This is a genomic window from Pseudomonas sp. MEJ086, assembly GCF_030209025.1.
Classification (GTDB): Bacteria; Pseudomonadota; Gammaproteobacteria; order Pseudomonadales; family Pseudomonadaceae; genus Aquipseudomonas; species Aquipseudomonas fulva_A.
Genome location: NZ_JARVSV010000038.1, coordinates 11,656 through 29,350 on the forward strand (window position 1 = coordinate 11,656; position 17,695 = coordinate 29,350).

Genomic DNA, 17,695 nt, shown 5'->3' on the forward strand with positions numbered 1-17,695 from the left:
GCTTGCGGTAAGCGGATGGCCTGCTTAAGGTGACGCCACCCTGCCATCGAGCTTTTGTCATGTGGTCGTTCAGCGCCTGGCGCCGTAAGCGCATCCTCTCCCGCAACCCTGTCAGCGACAGCAGCTGGGCCATCGTGCGCCAGCGCCTGGCGATTCTCGACGGGCTCGGCGAAGAGGAGCTGCAGCGCCTGCGCGAACGCGCCGTGCTGTTCCTGCACAACAAACACCTGACCACCCTGCCCGGCCTCGAACTCGACAACGACGATCGCCTGGCCCTGGCGACGCTGGCCGAACTGCCGCTGCTCGGGCTGGCCGAGCTGAATTGGTACCAAGGCTTTCACGAGGTGATCCTCTACCCGGACGACTTCGTCAGCCCGCAACGGCATCGCGACTCCGGCGGTATCGAACATGAGTGGGATGGCGAGCACAGCGGTGAAGCCTGGCAACAGGGCCCGGTGATCCTCGCCTGGCCCGGCGTACAGGCCAGCGGCGGCTGGGAAGGCTACAACCTGGTGATCCACGAACTGGCACACAAGCTGGACATGCTCGGCGGCGACGCCAACGGTCTACCGCCGCTGCACAGCAATATGGATATTCAGCAATGGGCCAGCGCCATGCAGCAGGCCTTCGACAGCCTGAATGCCGAACTGGACGCCGATGAGGAGGCGCAGACCGCCATCGACCCCTACGCAGCCGAAAACCCCGCCGAATTCTTCGCGGTGACCAGCGAATATTTCTTCAACGCTCCCGACCTGCTCGACGAGGCCTTTCCAGCGGTCTACGCCCAGTTGCGGCTGTTCTATCGACAGGATCCGCTGGCACGTTTACGCCGCCTGCAGGTCGAACACCCGGACTATCAGGAACCCAACCCCGCTCAGCCGGATACGACCAATGGCTGTAATGGCAACGACGCGGGAATCCACCTATAATCCGGCCACTTTTTTGGCCCACATCAGGGAGTCACCCATGAGCTACAGCAAGGTTCCGGCCGGTAAAGACCTGCCGAATGACATCTACGTCGCTATCGAAATCCCGGCCAACCACGCGCCGATCAAATACGAAATCGATCACGACACCGACTGCCTGTTCGTCGACCGTTTCATGGCGACCCCGATGTTCTACCCGGCCAACTACGGTTTCATCCCGCACACCCTGGCCGACGACGGTGACCCCCTCGACGTGCTGGTCGTGACCCCGTACCCGGTAGCACCAGGCTCGGTGATCCGCGCCCGTCCGGTCGGCGTGCTGCACATGACCGACGAAGCCGGTGGCGACGCCAAACTGATCGCCGTACCGCACGACAAGCTGACCACCATCTACAAGGACGTTCAGGAATACACCGACCTGCCCCCACTGCTGATCGAGCAGATCAAGCACTTCTTCGAGAACTACAAGGATCTCGAGAAAGGCAAATGGGTCAAGGTCGAAGGCTGGGGCAACGCTGAAGCGGCCCGCGCCGAGATCACCAAGGCGGCTGCTGCTTATCAAAAGTAAGCACAACCTGCCTTACGAAAGCCGGCCACAAGCCGGCTTTTTTATGCCTGACATTTCAGCAGTAGCCTGGCAACACCCATAAAAAAGCCAGGGCAGATGCCCTGGCTTCGATTGCACGGCCTCAGCACTACACCGCTTTCAGGCGCAGTTCCTTGGGCATGGAGAAAGTCACGTTCTCGGGGCGACCGTCGAGTTCCTGGACGTTGCTGGCGCCCCATTCGCCGAGTTTGTCGATCACGCCGCGCACCAGCACTTCCGGAGCGGACGCGCCGGCGGTGATGCCGATGCCTTTGGCACCCTCGAACCACTCGCGCTTGAGGTCTTCGGCGCCGTCGATCAGGTAGGCAGGCGTGCCCATGCGCTCGGCCAGCTCGCGCAGGCGATTGGAGTTGGAGCTGTTGGGGCTACCGACCACCAGCAGGACGTCGCACTCGTCGGCCAGTTGCTTGACCGCATCCTGACGGTTCTGGGTGGCGTAGCAGATGTCGTCCTTGCGCGGGCCGCCGATACTGGGGAAGCGTGTGCGCAGGGCATCGATGACCTTGCTGGTGTCGTCCATCGACAGCGTGGTCTGGGTCACGAAAGCCAGCGAATCGGGGTCGCGCACCTGCAGCTTGGCGACATCCTCTTCATCTTCTACCAGGTAGATGGCGCCGCCATTGCTGGCGTCGTACTGGCCCATGGTGCCTTCGACTTCCGGGTGACCGGCGTGGCCGATGAGAATGCACTCGCGGCCGTCACGGCTGTAGCGCACCACTTCCAGATGCACCTTGGTGACCAGCGGGCAGGTGGCGTCGAACACTTTCAGACCACGGTTGGTGGCTTCGTTGCGCACGGCCTGGGATACGCCGTGGGCGCTGAAGATGACGATGACGTCATCGGGCACCTGATCCAGCTCTTCGACGAAAATCGCGCCGCGAGAACGCAGATCCTCGACCACGAACTTGTTGTGCACCACTTCGTGACGCACGTAGATCGGCGGACCGAACACCTCGAGGGCACGGTTGACGATCTCGATGGCGCGGTCGACACCGGCGCAGAAACCGCGGGGATTGGCGAGTTTGATATGCATGGCACGCTCGGCACGGAGGCTTGAGTGGAGAGTCTATCGCGTAAGCCCAAAAGACCTTACGCGATAGACAGCGCGTTCGCGAGGAATGTCCGACTGGATCGATGTCGCCGCTTCAAATCGCCTGGACGTCGATGATCTCGACGTCGAACGTCAGCGTCTTTCCAGCCAGAGGGTGGTTGAAGTCGATGGTCACCTGGGCGTCATCGAAGGCTTTGACCACACCGGGCAGCTCGGTATTGGCGGCGTCGTTGAAGATTACCAGCAGCCCTTCGGACAACTCCATGCCCTGGAACTGCGAACGCGGCATGATCTGCACGTTTTGCGGGTTCGGCTGGCCGAAGCCCTGCTCCGGCAGCACGGTCACGCTGCGCTTGTCGCCGGCCTTGAAACCGTACAGCGCGGATTCGAACCCCGGCAGCAGGTTGCCATCGCCGACCTTGAAGGTGGGCGGCTGCTTGTCGAAGGTGCTGTCGACTACATCGCCGTTGTCCAGCTTCAGCGCGAAATGCAGGGTTACCTGCCGGTCCGGGCCGATACGTACATCAGTCACGTGCCACCTCTTCTTCCGACTTCTTGCTCTTGAACATGTCCAGCGCCAGCAGCACGGCACCGACGGTGATCGCGCTGTCGGCCAGGTTGAAGGCCGGGAAATACCAGCGGTTCTGCCAGTGCACCAGGATGAAGTCGACCACGTGGCCGAACACCACGCGATCCACCAGATTACCCAGCGCGCCGCCGAGCACCAGGGCCAGGCCGACGGCCAGCCAGGTCTCGTCGGGCTTCAGACGCTTGAGCCACACCACCAGCACCACGCTGACCACCAGGGCGATCAGGGTGAACAGCCAGCGCTGCCAGCCGCCCGCACCGGCCAGGAAGCTGAAGGCGGCGCCGGTGTTGTAGGCCAGGGTCCAGCTGAAGTAGTCGGGGATGACCACGATGCGCTCGTACATCTGCAGGTTGTTGTCGAACCAGTACTTGGTGATCTGATCGACCACGAAGATCACCACACTCAACCACACCCAGCCGAGCTTGCCGAAACGCGCGCTCATGATGGCATCTCCGTGGTGCGGGCTGGGGCGTTACGCATGATGGCGCACCTCGCCCTTGCCTTCGATGTTGTCCACGCAACGGCCACAGATATCCGGGTGGTTGGCATGGGTGCCGACGTCGGCACAGAAGTGCCAGCAGCGAGCGCACTTGGTCAGGCCGGATTTGACGATCTTCAGCTTCAGCCCGGCAACCTCGGTCTGCACCGCGTCAGCCGGCGCAGCGGCCAGCGGTGCCAGGCTGGCGCCGGAGGTGATCAGCACGAAGCGCAACTCGTCACCCAGACGGGTCAGGTCGGCCACCAGCGGCGCTTCACCGTAGAGGGTCACTTCGGCCTGCAGGTTGCCACCGATCAGCTTGGCGCTGCGCTGGTTCTCCAGTTCCTTGTTGACCGCGGTCTTGACCGCCATGACGCGATCCCAGAAGGCGCGATCCAGCTCGAAACCGGCCGGCAGCTCGCTCAGGCCTGCGTACCAGGTATTGAGCATCACCGACTCGTTGCGCTCGCCCGGCAGGTACTGCCAGATTTCGTCCGCAGTGAACGACAGGATCGGCGCGATCCAGCGCACCAGCGCTTCGGCGATATGGAACATGGCGGTCTGGCAGGAACGACGCGCCACGCTGTCGGCTGCGGTGGTGTACTGACGGTCCTTGATGATGTCGAGGTAGAAGCCGCCCAGCTCCTGCACGCAGAAGTTGTGCACCTTCTGGTACACGTTCCAGAAGCGATAGCTGGTGTAGGCCTCTTCGATCTCGCGCTGCAGCAGCAGAGCACGATCCACCGCCCAGCGATCCAGGGCCAGCATGTCTTCGGGGGCCAGCAGGTGCTGAGCCGGATCGAAGCCGCTGAGGTTGGAGAGCAGGAAGCGCGCCGTGTTGCGGATACGCCGATAGGCATCGGCGCTGCGCTGCAGGATCTGGTCGGAGACGGCCATCTCGCCCGAGTAATCGGTGGAGGCGACCCACAGGCGCAGGATGTCGGCGCCCAGGCTGTCGATGACCTTTTGCGGGGCGACCACGTTGCCCAGCGATTTGGACTGCTTGCGGCCCTGCTCGTCGACGGTGAAGCCGTGTGTCAGCAGTTCCTTGTAGGGCGCGTGGCCGTCGATGGCACACCCGGTCAGCAGCGAGGAATGGAACCAGCCGCGGTGCTGGTCGGAGCCTTCCAGGTAGAGGTCGGCGGCCGGGCCGTTCGGGTGTGCCAGCTCGGCATGGGAACCGCGCAGCACGTGCCAGTGGGTGGTACCCGAATCGAACCAGACGTCCAGAGTGTCGCGGCTCTTGTCGTACTGGCCGGCTTCGTCACCCAGCAGCTCGGCGGTGTCGAGCTTGAACCAGGCTTCGATGCCTTCCTGCTCGACGCGCTGCGCCACCTGCTCCATCAGCTCGGCGGTACGCGGGTGCAGCTCGCCGCTTTCCTTGTGCGTGAAGAACGGGATCGGCACGCCCCAGTTGCGCTGACGCGAGATGCACCAGTCGGGGCGACCAGCGATCATGCTGTGCAGACGCGCCTGGCCCCAGGCCGGTACGAACTGGGTTTCTTCGATGGCAGCCAGGGAGCGCTCACGCAGAGTGGAACCCTCGTTCGGCTGCTTGTCCATGCCGATGAACCACTGTGCCGTGGCACGGTAGATCAGTGGCGTCTTGTGGCGCCAGCAGTGCATGTAGCTGTGGTTGATCGCTTCGTGCTTGAGCAGCGCGCCGACTTCTTCGAGCTTGGCGACGATGGCCGGGTTGGCCTTCCAGATGAACTGGCCACCGAAGAACGGCAGCGAGTCGACGTAGACGCCGTTGCTCTGTACCGGGTTGAGGATGTCGTCGTTGCTCATGCCGTAGCGCTTGCAACTGTAGAAGTCGTCCTCACCGTAGGCTGGCGCGGAATGCACGATACCGGTACCGGCACCCAGTTCGACGTAGTCGGCCAGGTACAGCGGCGACAGACGATCGTAGAACGGGTGGCGGAAATTGATCAGTTCCAGCTTGGCGCCCGCCGCGATGGCGACGACTTCGCCCTGCAGGCCGTAACGCTGCAGGCTGCTCTCGACCATTTCTTCGGCCAGCAGCAGCAGGCGATCACCGACGTCCACCAGGGCGTAGTTGAATTCCGGGTGCACGTTCAGTGCCTGGTTGGCCGGGATGGTCCAGGGCGTGGTGGTCCAGATGACGATGGCGGTCGGCTTGCTCAGGCTGGCCAGGCCGAATGCGGCAGCCAGCTTGTCGGCGTCTTCCACCGGGAAGGCGACGTCGATGGCATCGGACTTCTTGTCTTGATATTCGACTTCGGCTTCGGCCAGTGCCGAACCGCAATCGAAGCAGAAGTTGACCGGTTTCAGGCCCTTGAACACGAAGCCCTTCTTAACGATTTCCGCCAGGGCACGGATTTCACCGGCCTCGTTGGCGAAGTTCATGGTCAGGTACGGGTTGTTCCACTCGCCCAGCACGCCGAGACGGATGAAGTTGCCCTTCTGCTCTTCGACCTGCTCGCCAGCGTAGGTACGGCAACGCTCGCGGGTCAGATCCGCAGGCTGATTCTTGCCAAAGGTGGTTTCGACCTTGTGCTCGATCGGCAGGCCATGGCAATCCCAACCCGGAACGTAAGGTGCATCGAAGCCCGCGATGGTCTTGGAGCGGGTGATGATGTCCTTGAGGATCTTGTTCAGCGCGTGACCGATATGAATGCTGCCGTTCGCATAGGGCGGGCCGTCGTGCAGGACGAACTTCGGCCGGTCGGCGCCAATCTCACGCAGCTTCCGATACAGACCAATCTCGTCCCAGCGTTGCAGGATCTGCGGCTCGCGCTGCGGCAGGCCGGCCTTCATCGGGAACTGGGTATCAGGAAGATTCAACGTGGCTTTATAGTCGGTCATCTCGGCTCTTCACTTAAGCGGTTGGCCGTGCCAATGGGCGCGGGCGGCGGCAATATCGGCAGCAATTGCCGTCTTCAGTGCCTCGAGTGAGGCGAAACGCTGCTCATCGCGCAGCTTGTGGTGGAATGCCACCGTCAAACGCCGGCCATACAGGTCGCCGGCAAAATCCAGCAGGTGCACCTCGAGGTGGGCGCTCCCGTCACCGGCCACGCTGGGGCGCACGCCGATATTGGCGACGCCTGGCCATGGCCGGCCATCTATCTCGGCGCTGACCAGGTAGACCCCGGTCAGCGGTACGCGCTTGCGCTTGAGCTGCACGTTGGCGGTCGGCGCGTTCAACTGACGACCGAGCTTCTGCCCGTGCAGGACCCGCCCAACGATCCGGAACGGCCGCCCGAGCATGCCTTCGGCGACCTTGAAATCACCGCTGGCCAGGGCCTCGCGCACACGCGTGCTGCTGACCCGCTGGCCATTGACTTCCACGGTCTTGGCCGCCTCGACGGTGAAGCCTTCGCGTTGCGCGGCTTCGGCCAGAAAGGCGAAATCGCCGGCGCGGTCGCAACCGAAGCGGAAGTCGTCCCCCACCTCCAGATGCAGAACGCCCAGGCCATCGAGCAATACGCGCTGCACGAACTCCGCCGCGCTCAACTCACGCAGACGTGGGTTGAAGGCCAGGCACAGCACGCGGTCGACACCTTCGGCAGCCAGCAAGGCGAGCTTGTCACGCAGCCGGCTCAACCGGGCAGGTGCACCGCTGGGGTCGAAGTACTCACGCGGTTGCGGCTCGAACAGCACCACGCAGCTCGGTACGCCAAGCTCCGCCGAACGCTCACGCAAACGCGCCAGAATCGCCTGGTGGCCACGATGAACGCCGTCGAAATTACCGATGGTGGCGACACAGCCCCGATGCTGGGGCCGCAGATTATGAAGGCCTCGAACCAGCTGCATAACGCGCTTCTTGCTCACAAAGTGGCCAATTATACGCACAGCGGCTGGCGCCGGGTAGGCTGATCCGGCGCTCTATTAGCGTTAGCCCGCTCAGCCGACCGAACGTCGGGCGAAGTCGCGCAGGCGGAAACCGAGAATGCCCAGCACCGCGAAATAGCTCAGCGCCCCGGCCGCGACCAATGCCCCCAGGCGCAGCAGGCGCTGCAGCATGTTGCCGTCGCTCCAGGCGGGCATCAGCCACAGCATGCCGACCAGCACCACGACCATCACCAGCATCGCCGCCAGCAGCTTGCTGGCGAACATGCCCCAACCGGGTTGCGGCTGATAGAAACCGCGCGCGCGCAACTTCCAGAACAACAGCCCGGCATTCAGGCAGGCCGCCAGGCCAATGGCCAGGGCCAGGCCAGCATGGGCCAGGGGAATGACGAAGACGAACAGCACGTTCATCACCTGCGTCATCAGCAGCGTGAACATGGCGATGCGCACCGGGGTACGGATGTCCTGACGGGCGTAGAACGCCGGGGCCAGTACCTTGACCAGCAGCATGCCGAGCAGGCCCACCGAGTAGGCGAGCAAGGCGCGCTGGGTCATGTCGGCGTCGGCAGCGGTGAACTTGCCGTACTGAAACAGTGCCACCACCAATGGCTCGGACAGCAGCGCCAGGGCCAGCGCACAGGGCAGCGCCAGCAGAACGCAAAGGCGCAGGCCCCAGTCGAGCAGTTTCGAGTAGGCGGCGGGGTCCTCGGCGGCATGGGTCTTCGCCAGCGACGGCAACAGGATGGTGCCCAGCGCCACGCCCAGCACACCGGCCGGCAGCTCCATCAGGCGGTCGGCGTAATACATCCACGACACCGAACCGGCCACCAGGAAGGAGGCGAACACGGTGTTGATGATCAGGGAGATCTGCGCCACCGACACGCCGAGAATCGCCGGGCCCATCTGCCGCAACACACGCCACACGCCGCTATCGCGAAGGTTGAGACGCGGCAGCACCAGCAGGCCGATCTTGCGCAGGTGCGGCAACTGATAAAGCAGCTGCAGCAGGCCACCCACCAGCACGGCCCAGCCCATGGCCATGATCGGCGGGTCGAAATACGGCGTCAGGAACAGGGCGAAGACAATCATGCTGACGTTGAGCAGCGTCGGCACGAAAGCCGGTACCGCGAAGCGGTTCCAGGTGTTGAGCAGCGCGCCGACGAAGGACGACAGGGAAATCAGGAATATATAAGGAAAGGTCACCCGCAGCAGGTCACTGGTCAGCTCGAAGCGCTCGGGGTTGTCGCTGAAGCCCGGCGCCGATGCCCAGACGATCCATGGCGCGGCCAGCACGCCGAGCAGCGTGACCAGGGCCAGCACCAGAGTCAGTTGACCGGCAACGTACGCGACGAAGGTACGCGTGGCCTCCTCGCCCTTCTGGGTCTTGTACTCCGCCAGGATCGGCACGAAGGCCTGGGAAAAGGCTCCTTCGGCGAAAATGCGCCGCAACAGGTTGGGCAGCTTGAACGCCACCACGAAGGCATCCGAGGCGATGCCCGCCCCGAAGATCCGCGCCATGATGGTGTCCCGCACGAAACCGAGAATGCGCGACAGCATGGTGATGGAACTGACCGCGGCCAGCGACTTGAGAAGATTCATTCGGCAGGGATGCTCTATCGACGATTACAGGGCCCACTACGCGCAACGCCCGTCGCACGCCAGCAACAGACCGCGACACCGCACGAAGGTGCGGCGCCACAAGTGCGGGCCGGGAGTGTAGAATCGCCGGCCCGATAAAGCATCCTTTCTTGCAACGGCTCTACGACGACTGACCAAGGATCGACCTTGACAAGTGCTTCGCTCGCCTGCATGATTCGCGGCCTTATTTGTCTGTAACCCCTTAGTTTTCGAGGAGCTTGACGGTGGCCAATACACCTTCTGCCAAAAAACGCGCAAAACAGGCTGAGAAGCGTCGTAGCCATAACGCCAGCCTGCGCTCCATGGTTCGTACCTACATCAAGAACGTAGTCAAGGCTATCGACGCCAAAGACCACGAAAAAGCACAAGCTGCTTACGTTCTGGCTGTGCCTGTTATCGACCGTATGGCCGACAAAGGCATCATCCACAAGAACAAGGCCGCTCGTCACAAGAGCCGCCTGAACGGTCACGTAAAAGCACTCAGCCAAGCTGCTGCTTAAGCGTCCCGCTTCGTGAAAAACCGACCTCAGGGTCGGTTTTTTATTGCCTGAAGAAAAGTACGACCAACGACCCCCGGACCATTTCAAGCCCGCGAGAACCCTGCCGATACCCTCAACATCGTCCGCTGCATGGTGCGCGGATAACGGAAAGGATGTCTGCTATGTGGTCGAGAGGATTGGATATAGGAAAGCGCGCCGGCCTGGCATTCGCATTGCTGGCAGCCCTGCTGCTAGGGCTCGGGCTTTTCGCGCTGTCGCAGATGAATCGCATGGACAGCGCCTCGGACCAGATCCGCGACAACTGGTTACCGTCGCTGATCACCGCCGAAGGTCTGGCCACCAACATAGGCCGCATCCGTGCCCTGACGCTACGCAGCGTACTGCTGACCGACGAAGCCGAACGGCAGAGCACCCTCGGCACCATCGACGGCCTGGTGAAGGCGGTTCCGGGACAGTTCGACGCCTACGCCAAACTGGTCAGCTCGCCCCAGGAGCAGGCACTGCTCGATCAGCTTCATAAAGCCTACGACGAATACTCCAACCTGCAGCAGCAGGTAGTCGGCGCGGCGCGCGCCGGGCGCATCGACGAAGCCACGCGCCTGGCCAATGGCCCGCTGTCCACCTATGCCGACGGGCTGGCGGCAGCGATCAAGAGCATTTCCAGCTTCAACAATGACGGCGCCATACAATCCACGGACGCCAGCCAGGCCGCCTTCGATGACGCACAACAGATGGTCATCGCCACCCTGGTCGCCAGCCTGGCACTGACCGTACTACTGGCCGTGGTGCTGACCCGCAGCATCGTCGTGCCACTGGGCGAATCGCTGCGCATCGCCGAAGTCATCGCGGCTGGCGACCTGACGCAAAGCATCCAAGTAAAGGGCACGGATGAGCCGGCTCGCCTGATGACCGCCCTGCAGGTCATGCAGAAGAACCTGCACGCCGCCATTCAGAGCATTTCCGACTCCTCGAACCAGCTGGCGTCCGCCTCCGAAGAACTGCATGCGGTCACCGAAGACTCCACGCGCGGCCTGCATCAGCAGAATACCGAAATCGAACAGGCCGCCACCGCGGTCAACGAGATGACTGCCGCCGTGGAAGAAGTGGCGCGCAACGCGGTAAGCACCTCGGAAGCCTCCCAGGCATCGAACAGCACAGCCCTGAGGGGCCGCGAGCAGGTACGTGAAACCGTCGAGTCGATCAGCCAGCTGACCCGAGACGTAACCGCCACATCCAGTGAAGTGGAACAGCTCGCCGAGCGGATTCGCGAAATCAGCAAGGTGCTCGACGTGATTCGCTCCATCGCCGAGCAAACCAACCTGCTCGCCCTCAACGCAGCCATCGAAGCGGCACGAGCTGGCGATGCCGGGCGCGGATTCGCCGTGGTCGCCGACGAGGTTCGCGCCCTGGCGCACCGCACTCAGCAGTCGACCCAGGAAATCGAGGGCATGATCGGCGGCATTCAGGTGGGCACCGAGAAAACCGTCGCCGCCATGCAGAACAGCAATGACCGGGCACGCTCGACACTGGAAGTGGCGAAAGGCGCAGGCAGCGCGCTGGAGCAGATCACCGAAGCCATCGCCATGATCAACGAACGCAACCTGGTGATCGCCAGCGCCTCGGAGGAGCAGGCTCAGGTCGCCCGGGAAGTCGATCGCAACCTGGTGAACATTCGCGACCTGTCGCTGCAGACATCCGCCGGCGCCAACCAGACCAGTGCGGCCAGCCAGGAACTCTCGCGCCTGGCCGTCGACCTCAACACACTGGTGGCGCGCTTCCGGATCTGAATGTCAGCAAGGGAAAGGGTTGGCAAGCGCCCGCCCCCACGCCCGGAAGCGCGCGACGCAGGTCGCAAGGAGGATTACTGCGCTTTCGGCCAGGGCAGAATCGGGATGGCGGTCACCGCATTCTGCGGGCTGCCTTCGATGATTCTGTCGCTGTAGACCAGATACACCAGCGTGTTGCGTTTCTGGTCAAAGAAGCGCACCACCTGCATGGTCTTGAACACCAGCGAGGTACGCTCGCGGAAGACCTCCTCGCCATCCTTGAGCTCACCGGCGAAGCTGATCGGGCCGACCTGCCGACAGGCAATCGATGCCTCGGCGCGGTCTTCCGCCAGGCCGAGACCACCCTTCACGCCACCGGTCTTGGCGCGCGACAGGTAACAGGTCACGCCCGCCACCTTCGGGTCGTCGAAGGCCTCGACCACGATCTTGTCGTTAGGCCCCACCCACTTGAAGACGGTAGACACCTGCCCGATCTCTTCGGCAGACACCCACAGCGGCAACAGACACAACAACCCCAGCCATCCTGCCTTCATACGTCACCTCTCATGGATACCGACAAAACACTCGCAACCTGTAGCGGCGTCTAAACCAGAATCAGGTTGTCGCGATGCACCAGTTCGGTCTCATCGACATAGCCGAGCAGACGCTCGATGTCATCCGAAGGACGGCCAATGATCTTCTGCGCCTCGAGCGCACTGTAGTTGGCCAGACCGCGGGCGATCTCACGACCGTCCGGCGCCACGCAAACCACCATCTCACCGCGCCGGAAACTGCCCTGCACCGCCTTCACGCCCACCGGCAGCAGGCTCTTGCGGTCGGACACCAGCGCCATCACCGCACCGGCATCCAGCACCAGCGTACCGCGCGTCTGCAGATGCCCCGCCAGCCACTGCTTGCGCGCCGCCAGCATGCCGCGCTCCGGCACCAGCAGGGTACCGAGCAACTCGCCGGCCTTGAGCCGCGCCAGCACCTGCTCGATGGCACCACCGACAATCACGGTATGCGCCCCGGAACGCGCCGCCAGCCGTGCAGCCCGCAACTTGGTCTGCATGCCACCACGGCCCAGTGCACCACCGACACCACCGGCGACGGCATCCAGCGCCGGATCGTCGGCACGCGCCTCGTGGATCAGCTGGGCATCGGGGTTGTTGCGCGGATCGGCGTCGAACATGCCGTCGCGGTCGGTGAGGATCACCAGCAGGTCGGCCTCTACCAGGTTGGCCACCAGCGCTGCCAGGGTGTCGTTGTCACCGAAACGAATGCCGTCGGTCACCACGGTATCGTTCTCGTTGATCACCGGGACCACGTCGAGGTCGATCAGCGTGCGCAAGGTACTGCGCGCATTGAGGTAACGCTTGCGATCGGACAGGTCGTCGTGGGTCAGCAGAATCTGCGCCGTGCGCCGACCGTGCTCGCCGAAACTCGACTCCCAGGCCTGTACCAGGCCCATCTGACCGATGGCGGCAGCCGCCTGCAGCTCGTGAATGGCACTCGGTCGCGCAGTCCAGCCAAGGCGGCTCATGCCCGCCGCCACAGCGCCGGACGACACCAGCACCAGCTCGACGCCCTGCGCCCGCAGCGCCACCATCTGCTCGACCCACACCGCCATGGCGCCGCGATCCAGGCCCTTGCCATCGGCCGTCAGCAAGGCACTGCCAATCTTCACCACCCAGCGCTGCGCACCGCTTACCTTGTCACGCATGTTCACCAACCCCAGCCAGAAGCTCATTTCGCAAGCCATCACCGACGGCAACGGCCAAAACTTACGAAAACGCCGCTAAAAAGCGGCGTCTGTCGTCCAATCAGTCCCGGACGTAAATGATTTCCGGGCCATCGTCTTCATCTTCCTCGTCCCAGAAGCTGTCATCCTCTTCAGCCTCAGCGACAGGCCGCACACCGGAGCGGCGCAGCGCGCGCTTGTCATCCAGCGCCTGCAACTGAGCGCGCGCCTCATCTTCGATACGGGTATCGAGCTCGGCCAGCTCGGCTGCATATTCTGGATTCTCCTGGATGCGCTCAGCGCGCGCCTCGAGGAAGTCCATGATGTCATAACACAGCTGCTCGGTGCCCTGCCGCGCCAGGGCGGATACCACATACACAGGTCCAGTCCACTCGATCCGCGCAACGATCTCGGCGATCCGCGCCTCCTGCTCCTCATCGAGGATCTGGTCGGCCTTGTTCAGCACCAGCCAGCGTTCACGCTCAGCCAGCGACGGACTGAACTTGGTCAGCTCGGCGACGATGACGGCAGCCGCTTCGGCCGGATCGGTCAGGTCCAGTGGAGCCATGTCGACAAGATGCAGCAGCAAGCGAGTACGCGACAAATGCTTGAGGAAGCGAATCCCCAGGCCCGCACCGTCGGAAGCACCTTCGATCAGACCCGGAATGTCGGCGACCACGAAGCTCTTGTAACGATCGACACTCACCACCCCCAGATTCGGCACCAGCGTGGTGAAGGGGTAATCGGCGACCTTCGGCTTGGCCGCCGAAACCGAACGGATAAAGGTGCTCTTGCCAGCATTGGGCAGGCCAAGCAGACCGACGTCCGCCAGCACCTTCAACTCCAGCTTGAGGTCACGCGCATCACCCGGCTTGCCTGGCGTGGTCTGCCGCGGCGCACGGTTGGTACTGGATTTGAAGCGGGTATTGCCCAGACCATGCCAGCCACCCTGAGCGACCAGCAGGCGCTGTCCGGCCTTGGTCAGGTCACCAATCACTTCCTGGGTACCAGCGTCGATCACCGTGGTGCCAATCGGCACTGGCAGAATGAGATCTTCACCTTTGGCACCGGTGCAATCGGTGCTGCCACCCTTCTCACCATTGGGCGCCTGGAAGCGACGGGTGTAGCGGTAGTCCACCAAGGTATTGAGGTTGGCCATCGCCTCGATAAAGATCGAGCCGCCATCACCACCATCACCACCGTTGGGGCCACCGTTCTCGATGAACTTCTCACGACGGAAGCTCATCATGCCGTTACCACCATCACCAGCCTTTACAGAAATCGATACTTCATCGACGAATTTCATGGATACGCCTCCCGCTTAAAACGCGGGTCACTGAAACAAGAAACACCGGGTGCTTGCAAAATTGCCCTGAAACCGCCCGCGTCAACCCAGGACAGTTTGGCAAGAACCCACGCAATACGTGCCTCGCAGCCACTTTGCAGATAGCAAGCAGAGCCAAGCCACGCCATAGGATACAGAAACAAAAAAGCCCCGTCGCAGGACGGGGCTTCTCCAGCAACTTCGCGGTTAAGCTGCGACGACGCTCACGTAACGACGACCGAAGGCGCCTTTTACTTCAAACTTGATCACGCCTTCGATTTTCGCGAAGAGGGTGTGATCCTTACCCATGCCAACGCCGTAACCAGCGTGGAATTGGGTGCCGCGCTGACGCACGATGATGTTGCCAGGAATGATTTTCTGGCCGCCATACATCTTCACGCCAAGGCGTTTGGCTTCTGAGTCGCGACCGTTGCGGGTACTACCGCCAGCTTTTTTGTGTGCCATGAGTTCAATACTCCTATAAAGGGTTCAGGCGAAACGAATCAGGCCTGAATACCGGTGATTTTGATCTCAGTGAACCACTGACGGTGGCCCTGACGCTTCATGTGGTGCTTACGACGGCGGAACTTGATGATGGTGACTTTATCGTGACGACCTTGCGAAACGACTTCAGCCGACACCTTGGCGCCTTCGATGACCGGACCACCGATGGTCACGTCGTCACCGTTGCCGATCAGCAACACGCGGTCGAAAGTAACGGCTTCGCCAGTGGCGATTTCCAGTTTCTCGACCTTGAGGTATTCGCCTTCGGTGACTTTGTATTGCTTGCCACCAGTAACAATTACTGCGTACATGGTAAATCTCCGTTAATCCTGCTCACCCAGCGCTTTATAGGAATAAGTGTCGGCTGGCATGGCTGCTTGGGGCCGGAAGGACACCCTTGCAATTGCGTAAGGCAGGGAAATACCCAGGGGGAAGTTCAGGGTGCGCGATTGTACGCAAGCCCCCGGAGCTGCGCAAGCACCATGAGCGCTCGCCACGACCGCTCTGCCACGGCACGCCGGGTCGCAGCCTTTTAAGCGCGCCCTTCGGCTTGCACTGAAACGTCAAGAGCCCCTAACATGCCGCGCAACCTAGAAGGAGCACGTGTCGCTGATGCAACCCCAGGCTTTTTACAGTGTGGTAGCGGATGACTTTACCGCCGTGGACGGCATTATCCGTCAACAGCTGGTTTCCCGCGTCCCGCTGGTCGAGAAGATCGGCGACTACATCATTTCCGCCGGTGGCAAACGCCTGCGCCCGCTGCTCGTGCTGCTCAGCGGCAAGGCACTGGGCATGAGCGACGACCGTCTGCGCCTGCTGGCCGCCACCATCGAGTTCCTGCACACCGCCACCCTGCTGCATGACGATGTGGTCGACATGTCGGACATGCGCCGCGGCCGCAGCACCGCCAACGCACAGTGGGGCAATGCGCCAAGCGTGCTGGTCGGCGACTTCCTCTATTCGCGCTCGTTCGAAATGATGGTCGAACTGGGCTCGATGCCGGTCATGAAGATCCTTGCCAAGGCCACTCGCGTGATCGCCGAAGGCGAAGTGCTGCAGCTGACCAAGATCCGCGACGCCAGCACCACCGAAGAAACCTACATGGAAGTCATCCGCGGCAAGACGGCCATGCTGTTCGAGGCCTCGACCCAGAGCGCCGCAGCGCTGGCCGAAGCCACGCCAGAGCAGAACGAAGCACTGCGCACGTTCGGTGATCACCTGGGCGTGGCCTTCCAATTGGTCGACGACCTGCTCGACTACAAGGGCGATGCAGCCACCCTGGGCAAGAACGTCGGTGACGACCTGGCCGAAGGCAAGCCCACCCTGCCACTCATCTACACCATGCGCGAAGGCCAGCCGGAGCAGGCGGCACTGGTACGCAAGGCGATTCAGAAGGGTGGCCTGGAAGACCTGGAAAGCATCCGCAATGCCGTGGAAGCGGCCGGTGCCCTGGATTACACCGCCAACCTGGCCCGCGACTACGCCGAACGCGCCATCGCCTGCCTGGAAGTGCTGCCGCCAAGCCCGTATCGCGACGCGCTGGTGGAACTGAGCCACTTCGCCGTAGCCCGCACGCACTGACCGCGAGAACAGCGTACCGAGGCCCGTCCATGTGACGGGCTTTTTTGTGGCACGCGCTGCGGGTTGCCCGCTCCCCGCTCATCGGCAGGGACTGGAAATCAGCGCTGACGGCCGGATCGACGAAAGGCTGCGATTAACGCTTGCTATTATCGTAATAAGAATTATTCTCATATCTACCATTGACTCAGGGAGATGATGAGCATGACTTACTTGATAGACGCCTGGCTGGATCGCCCTCACCCCTATCTGCGCATCCTGCACCGGGAAACAGGCGAAGTCTGCGCCGTTCTCGAAGAAGAAGCGCTGGATGAACTGCGTAAACAGGGTGATCTGGATCTGCACGAGCTGAATTCCAGCGAGCCACTGGTGCTCAAGGAACTGGTCCGCAGTTTGTTCCTGTACTGCTACGCCCGGGCCTTGCGCCCGTGAAGTTGACGTATGCGAAGGCTCGCGAGCCAGCCGTAGGGTGGGCAGCGCTGCACCGCCCACCACCACTCGACCGCAATGCTGGATGAATAGCGTGACCGCAGGCGCACCATCCACCCTGCGCCGCGATTACAGAATGTCGAGCAGCTCGACATCGAATACCAGCACGCTGTGTGGCGGGATGCTGCCAACGCCCTGGGCGCCATAGGCCAGCTCGCTCGGCACGTAGAGGCGCCATTTGCTGCCGGTACCCATCAGTTGCAGGGCCTCGGTCCAACCAGCGATCACGCCACCGACCGGGAATTCGGCCGGCTGGCCGCGCTCGTAGGAGCTGTCGAATACGCTGCCGTCGATCAGGGTGCCGTGATAGTGAGTGCGCACGCTGTCATCACGCGATGGCTTGGCGCCCTCGCCTGCGGTCAGTACTTCGTACTGCAGACCGGATTCCAGCACGGTGATGCCCTGGCGCTTGGCGTTCTCGGCCAGGAAAGCCAGGCCGGCACCAGCAGCAGCGTCGGCCTTGGCCTTGGCTTCGGCCTGCATGACATCACGGATTACCTTGAAGCTGGCCGACAGCTCGGCTTCGCTGACACGGCTTTCCTGACCAGCGAATGCATCGGCCAGCCCTGCCAGAACGGCTTCGAGGCTGACGCCCGGCGGCGGATTGTCACGCAGTTGGCCACCAAGTTGGCGGCCGATGCCGTAGCTGACGCGTGCTTCGTCAGTGGAAAGATTGAGTTCGGGCATGTCG

Annotated in this window: 18 protein-coding genes; 6 read left to right on the forward strand and 12 right to left on the reverse strand. The window is 62.5% G+C overall.

What is annotated here, in order from left to right; translation table 11 throughout:
- Window positions 1–59 precede the first annotated feature (59 nt).
- Window positions 60–929 (forward strand): M90 family metallopeptidase, encoded by an 870-nt coding sequence (locus QRN22_RS22665; protein WP_042556317.1) that lies wholly within the window; start codon window positions 60–62, stop codon window positions 927–929.
- Between the two features lie 37 nt (window positions 930–966).
- A complete protein-coding gene (gene ppa, locus QRN22_RS22670; protein ID WP_042556316.1) occupies window positions 967–1,494 on the forward strand; it encodes an inorganic diphosphatase in 528 nt (175 codons plus the stop codon).
- A gap of 127 nt (window positions 1,495–1,621) precedes the next feature.
- Here ppa and ispH read toward each other — a convergent pair whose 3' ends face one another.
- From ispH to murJ, 6 genes are all read right to left on the reverse strand, one after another.
- Window positions 1,622–2,566 carry a 4-hydroxy-3-methylbut-2-enyl diphosphate reductase gene (gene ispH, locus QRN22_RS22675; protein WP_042556315.1) on the reverse strand — a complete coding sequence of 315 codons (945 nt, stop codon included), beginning with the start codon at window positions 2,564–2,566 and terminating at the stop codon, window positions 1,622–1,624.
- 112 nt (window positions 2,567–2,678) lie between these two features.
- Window positions 2,679–3,116, reverse strand: coding sequence for an FKBP-type peptidyl-prolyl cis-trans isomerase (locus QRN22_RS22680; RefSeq protein ID WP_042556314.1), 438 nt, complete (start codon window positions 3,114–3,116; stop codon window positions 2,679–2,681).
- On the reverse strand, window positions 3,109–3,615 hold the full coding sequence (gene lspA, locus QRN22_RS22685) for a signal peptidase II (protein ID WP_042556313.1): 507 nt from the start codon (window positions 3,613–3,615) through the stop codon (window positions 3,109–3,111). Before lspA ends, QRN22_RS22680 begins: the two co-directional genes overlap by 8 nt.
- A 30-nt stretch (window positions 3,616–3,645) precedes the next feature.
- Window positions 3,646–6,480, reverse strand: coding sequence for an isoleucine--tRNA ligase (gene ileS, locus QRN22_RS22690; RefSeq protein ID WP_042556312.1), 2,835 nt, complete (start codon window positions 6,478–6,480; stop codon window positions 3,646–3,648).
- A 9-nt stretch (window positions 6,481–6,489) separates the two neighbouring features.
- Window positions 6,490–7,428, reverse strand: a complete 939-nt coding sequence (gene ribF / locus QRN22_RS22695) for a bifunctional riboflavin kinase/FAD synthetase (protein ID WP_042556311.1) — start codon at window positions 7,426–7,428, stop codon at window positions 6,490–6,492.
- A 90-nt stretch (window positions 7,429–7,518) separates the two neighbouring features.
- Window positions 7,519–9,063, reverse strand: coding sequence for a murein biosynthesis integral membrane protein MurJ (gene murJ, locus QRN22_RS22700; RefSeq protein ID WP_042556310.1), 1,545 nt, complete (start codon window positions 9,061–9,063; stop codon window positions 7,519–7,521).
- 263 nt (window positions 9,064–9,326) lie between these two features.
- On the opposite strand from murJ, the gene rpsT reads away from it, so the two are divergent.
- Both rpsT and QRN22_RS22710 read left to right on the forward strand, forming a co-directional pair.
- Window positions 9,327–9,602, forward strand: a complete 276-nt coding sequence (gene rpsT, locus QRN22_RS22705; RefSeq protein ID WP_042556309.1) for a 30S ribosomal protein S20 — start codon at window positions 9,327–9,329, stop codon at window positions 9,600–9,602.
- 161 nt (window positions 9,603–9,763) lie between these two features.
- Window positions 9,764–11,389, forward strand: a complete 1,626-nt coding sequence (locus QRN22_RS22710) for a methyl-accepting chemotaxis protein (protein WP_042556308.1) — start codon at window positions 9,764–9,766, stop codon at window positions 11,387–11,389.
- A gap of 74 nt (window positions 11,390–11,463) precedes the next feature.
- On the opposite strand, the gene QRN22_RS22715 is transcribed toward QRN22_RS22710, so the two are convergent.
- The 5 genes from QRN22_RS22715 to rplU form a co-directional block, all read right to left on the reverse strand.
- The gene (locus QRN22_RS22715; protein WP_042556307.1) at window positions 11,464–11,922 is read right to left on the reverse strand and encodes a CreA family protein; all 459 of its coding nucleotides are present in this window, start codon (window positions 11,920–11,922) and stop codon (window positions 11,464–11,466) included.
- A gap of 50 nt (window positions 11,923–11,972) precedes the next feature.
- On the reverse strand, window positions 11,973–13,091 hold the full coding sequence (gene proB / locus QRN22_RS22720) for a glutamate 5-kinase (protein WP_042556400.1): 1,119 nt from the start codon (window positions 13,089–13,091) through the stop codon (window positions 11,973–11,975).
- A gap of 100 nt (window positions 13,092–13,191) precedes the next feature.
- The gene (gene cgtA / locus QRN22_RS22725; protein WP_042556306.1) at window positions 13,192–14,415 is read right to left on the reverse strand and encodes an Obg family GTPase CgtA; all 1,224 of its coding nucleotides are present in this window, start codon (window positions 14,413–14,415) and stop codon (window positions 13,192–13,194) included.
- A 225-nt stretch (window positions 14,416–14,640) separates the two neighbouring features.
- Window positions 14,641–14,898: a 50S ribosomal protein L27 gene (gene rpmA / locus QRN22_RS22730; protein ID WP_042556305.1), complete on the reverse strand. Its 258-nt coding sequence runs from the start codon at window positions 14,896–14,898 to the stop codon at window positions 14,641–14,643.
- 38 nt (window positions 14,899–14,936) lie between these two features.
- Window positions 14,937–15,248, reverse strand: coding sequence for a 50S ribosomal protein L21 (gene rplU, locus QRN22_RS22735; RefSeq protein ID WP_042556304.1), 312 nt, complete (start codon window positions 15,246–15,248; stop codon window positions 14,937–14,939).
- A gap of 301 nt (window positions 15,249–15,549) precedes the next feature.
- Between rplU and QRN22_RS22740 the strand changes: the two genes are divergently transcribed.
- Together QRN22_RS22740 and QRN22_RS22745 are read left to right on the forward strand one after the other, a co-directional pair.
- Entirely contained in the window at window positions 15,550–16,518 is a 969-nt protein-coding gene (locus QRN22_RS22740) for a polyprenyl synthetase family protein (RefSeq protein ID WP_042556303.1), read from the forward strand.
- Between the two features lie 201 nt (window positions 16,519–16,719).
- On the forward strand, window positions 16,720–16,947 hold the full coding sequence (locus QRN22_RS22745; RefSeq protein WP_042556302.1) for a PA4570 family protein: 228 nt from the start codon (window positions 16,720–16,722) through the stop codon (window positions 16,945–16,947).
- 126 nt (window positions 16,948–17,073) lie between these two features.
- Here QRN22_RS22745 and bamJ read toward each other — a convergent pair whose 3' ends face one another.
- The gene (bamJ, locus tag QRN22_RS22750; RefSeq protein ID WP_042556301.1) at window positions 17,074–17,691 is read right to left on the reverse strand and encodes a BamJ family beta-barrel-assembly machinery protein; all 618 of its coding nucleotides are present in this window, start codon (window positions 17,689–17,691) and stop codon (window positions 17,074–17,076) included.
- Window positions 17,692–17,695 lie beyond the last annotated feature (4 nt).

Coding starts and splice junctions, on each gene's coding strand:
- QRN22_RS22665 (WP_042556317.1), top strand. CDS start 60: ATGTGGTCGTTCAGCGCCTGGCGCCGTAAGCGCATCCTCTCCCGCAAC.
- ppa (WP_042556316.1), top strand. CDS start 967: ATGAGCTACAGCAAGGTTCCGGCCGGTAAAGACCTGCCGAATGACATC.
- ispH (WP_042556315.1), bottom strand. CDS start 2,566: ATGCATATCAAACTCGCCAATCCCCGCGGTTTCTGCGCCGGTGTCGAC.
- lspA (WP_042556313.1), bottom strand. CDS start 3,615: ATGAGCGCGCGTTTCGGCAAGCTCGGCTGGGTGTGGTTGAGTGTGGTG.
- ileS (WP_042556312.1), bottom strand. CDS start 6,480: ATGACCGACTATAAAGCCACGTTGAATCTTCCTGATACCCAGTTCCCG.
- ribF (WP_042556311.1), bottom strand. CDS start 7,428: ATGCAGCTGGTTCGAGGCCTTCATAATCTGCGGCCCCAGCATCGGGGC.
- murJ (WP_042556310.1), bottom strand. CDS start 9,063: ATGAATCTTCTCAAGTCGCTGGCCGCGGTCAGTTCCATCACCATGCTG.
- QRN22_RS22710 (WP_042556308.1), top strand. CDS start 9,764: ATGTGGTCGAGAGGATTGGATATAGGAAAGCGCGCCGGCCTGGCATTC.
- QRN22_RS22715 (WP_042556307.1), bottom strand. CDS start 11,922: ATGAAGGCAGGATGGCTGGGGTTGTTGTGTCTGTTGCCGCTGTGGGTG.
- proB (WP_042556400.1), bottom strand. CDS start 13,091: ATGCGTGACAAGGTAAGCGGTGCGCAGCGCTGGGTGGTGAAGATTGGC.
- cgtA (WP_042556306.1), bottom strand. CDS start 14,415: ATGAAATTCGTCGATGAAGTATCGATTTCTGTAAAGGCTGGTGATGGT.
- rpmA (WP_042556305.1), bottom strand. CDS start 14,898: ATGGCACACAAAAAAGCTGGCGGTAGTACCCGCAACGGTCGCGACTCA.
- rplU (WP_042556304.1), bottom strand. CDS start 15,248: ATGTACGCAGTAATTGTTACTGGTGGCAAGCAATACAAAGTCACCGAA.
- QRN22_RS22740 (WP_042556303.1), top strand. CDS start 15,550: ATGCAACCCCAGGCTTTTTACAGTGTGGTAGCGGATGACTTTACCGCC.
- QRN22_RS22745 (WP_042556302.1), top strand. CDS start 16,720: ATGACTTACTTGATAGACGCCTGGCTGGATCGCCCTCACCCCTATCTG.
- bamJ (WP_042556301.1), bottom strand. CDS start 17,691: ATGCCCGAACTCAATCTTTCCACTGACGAAGCACGCGTCAGCTACGGC.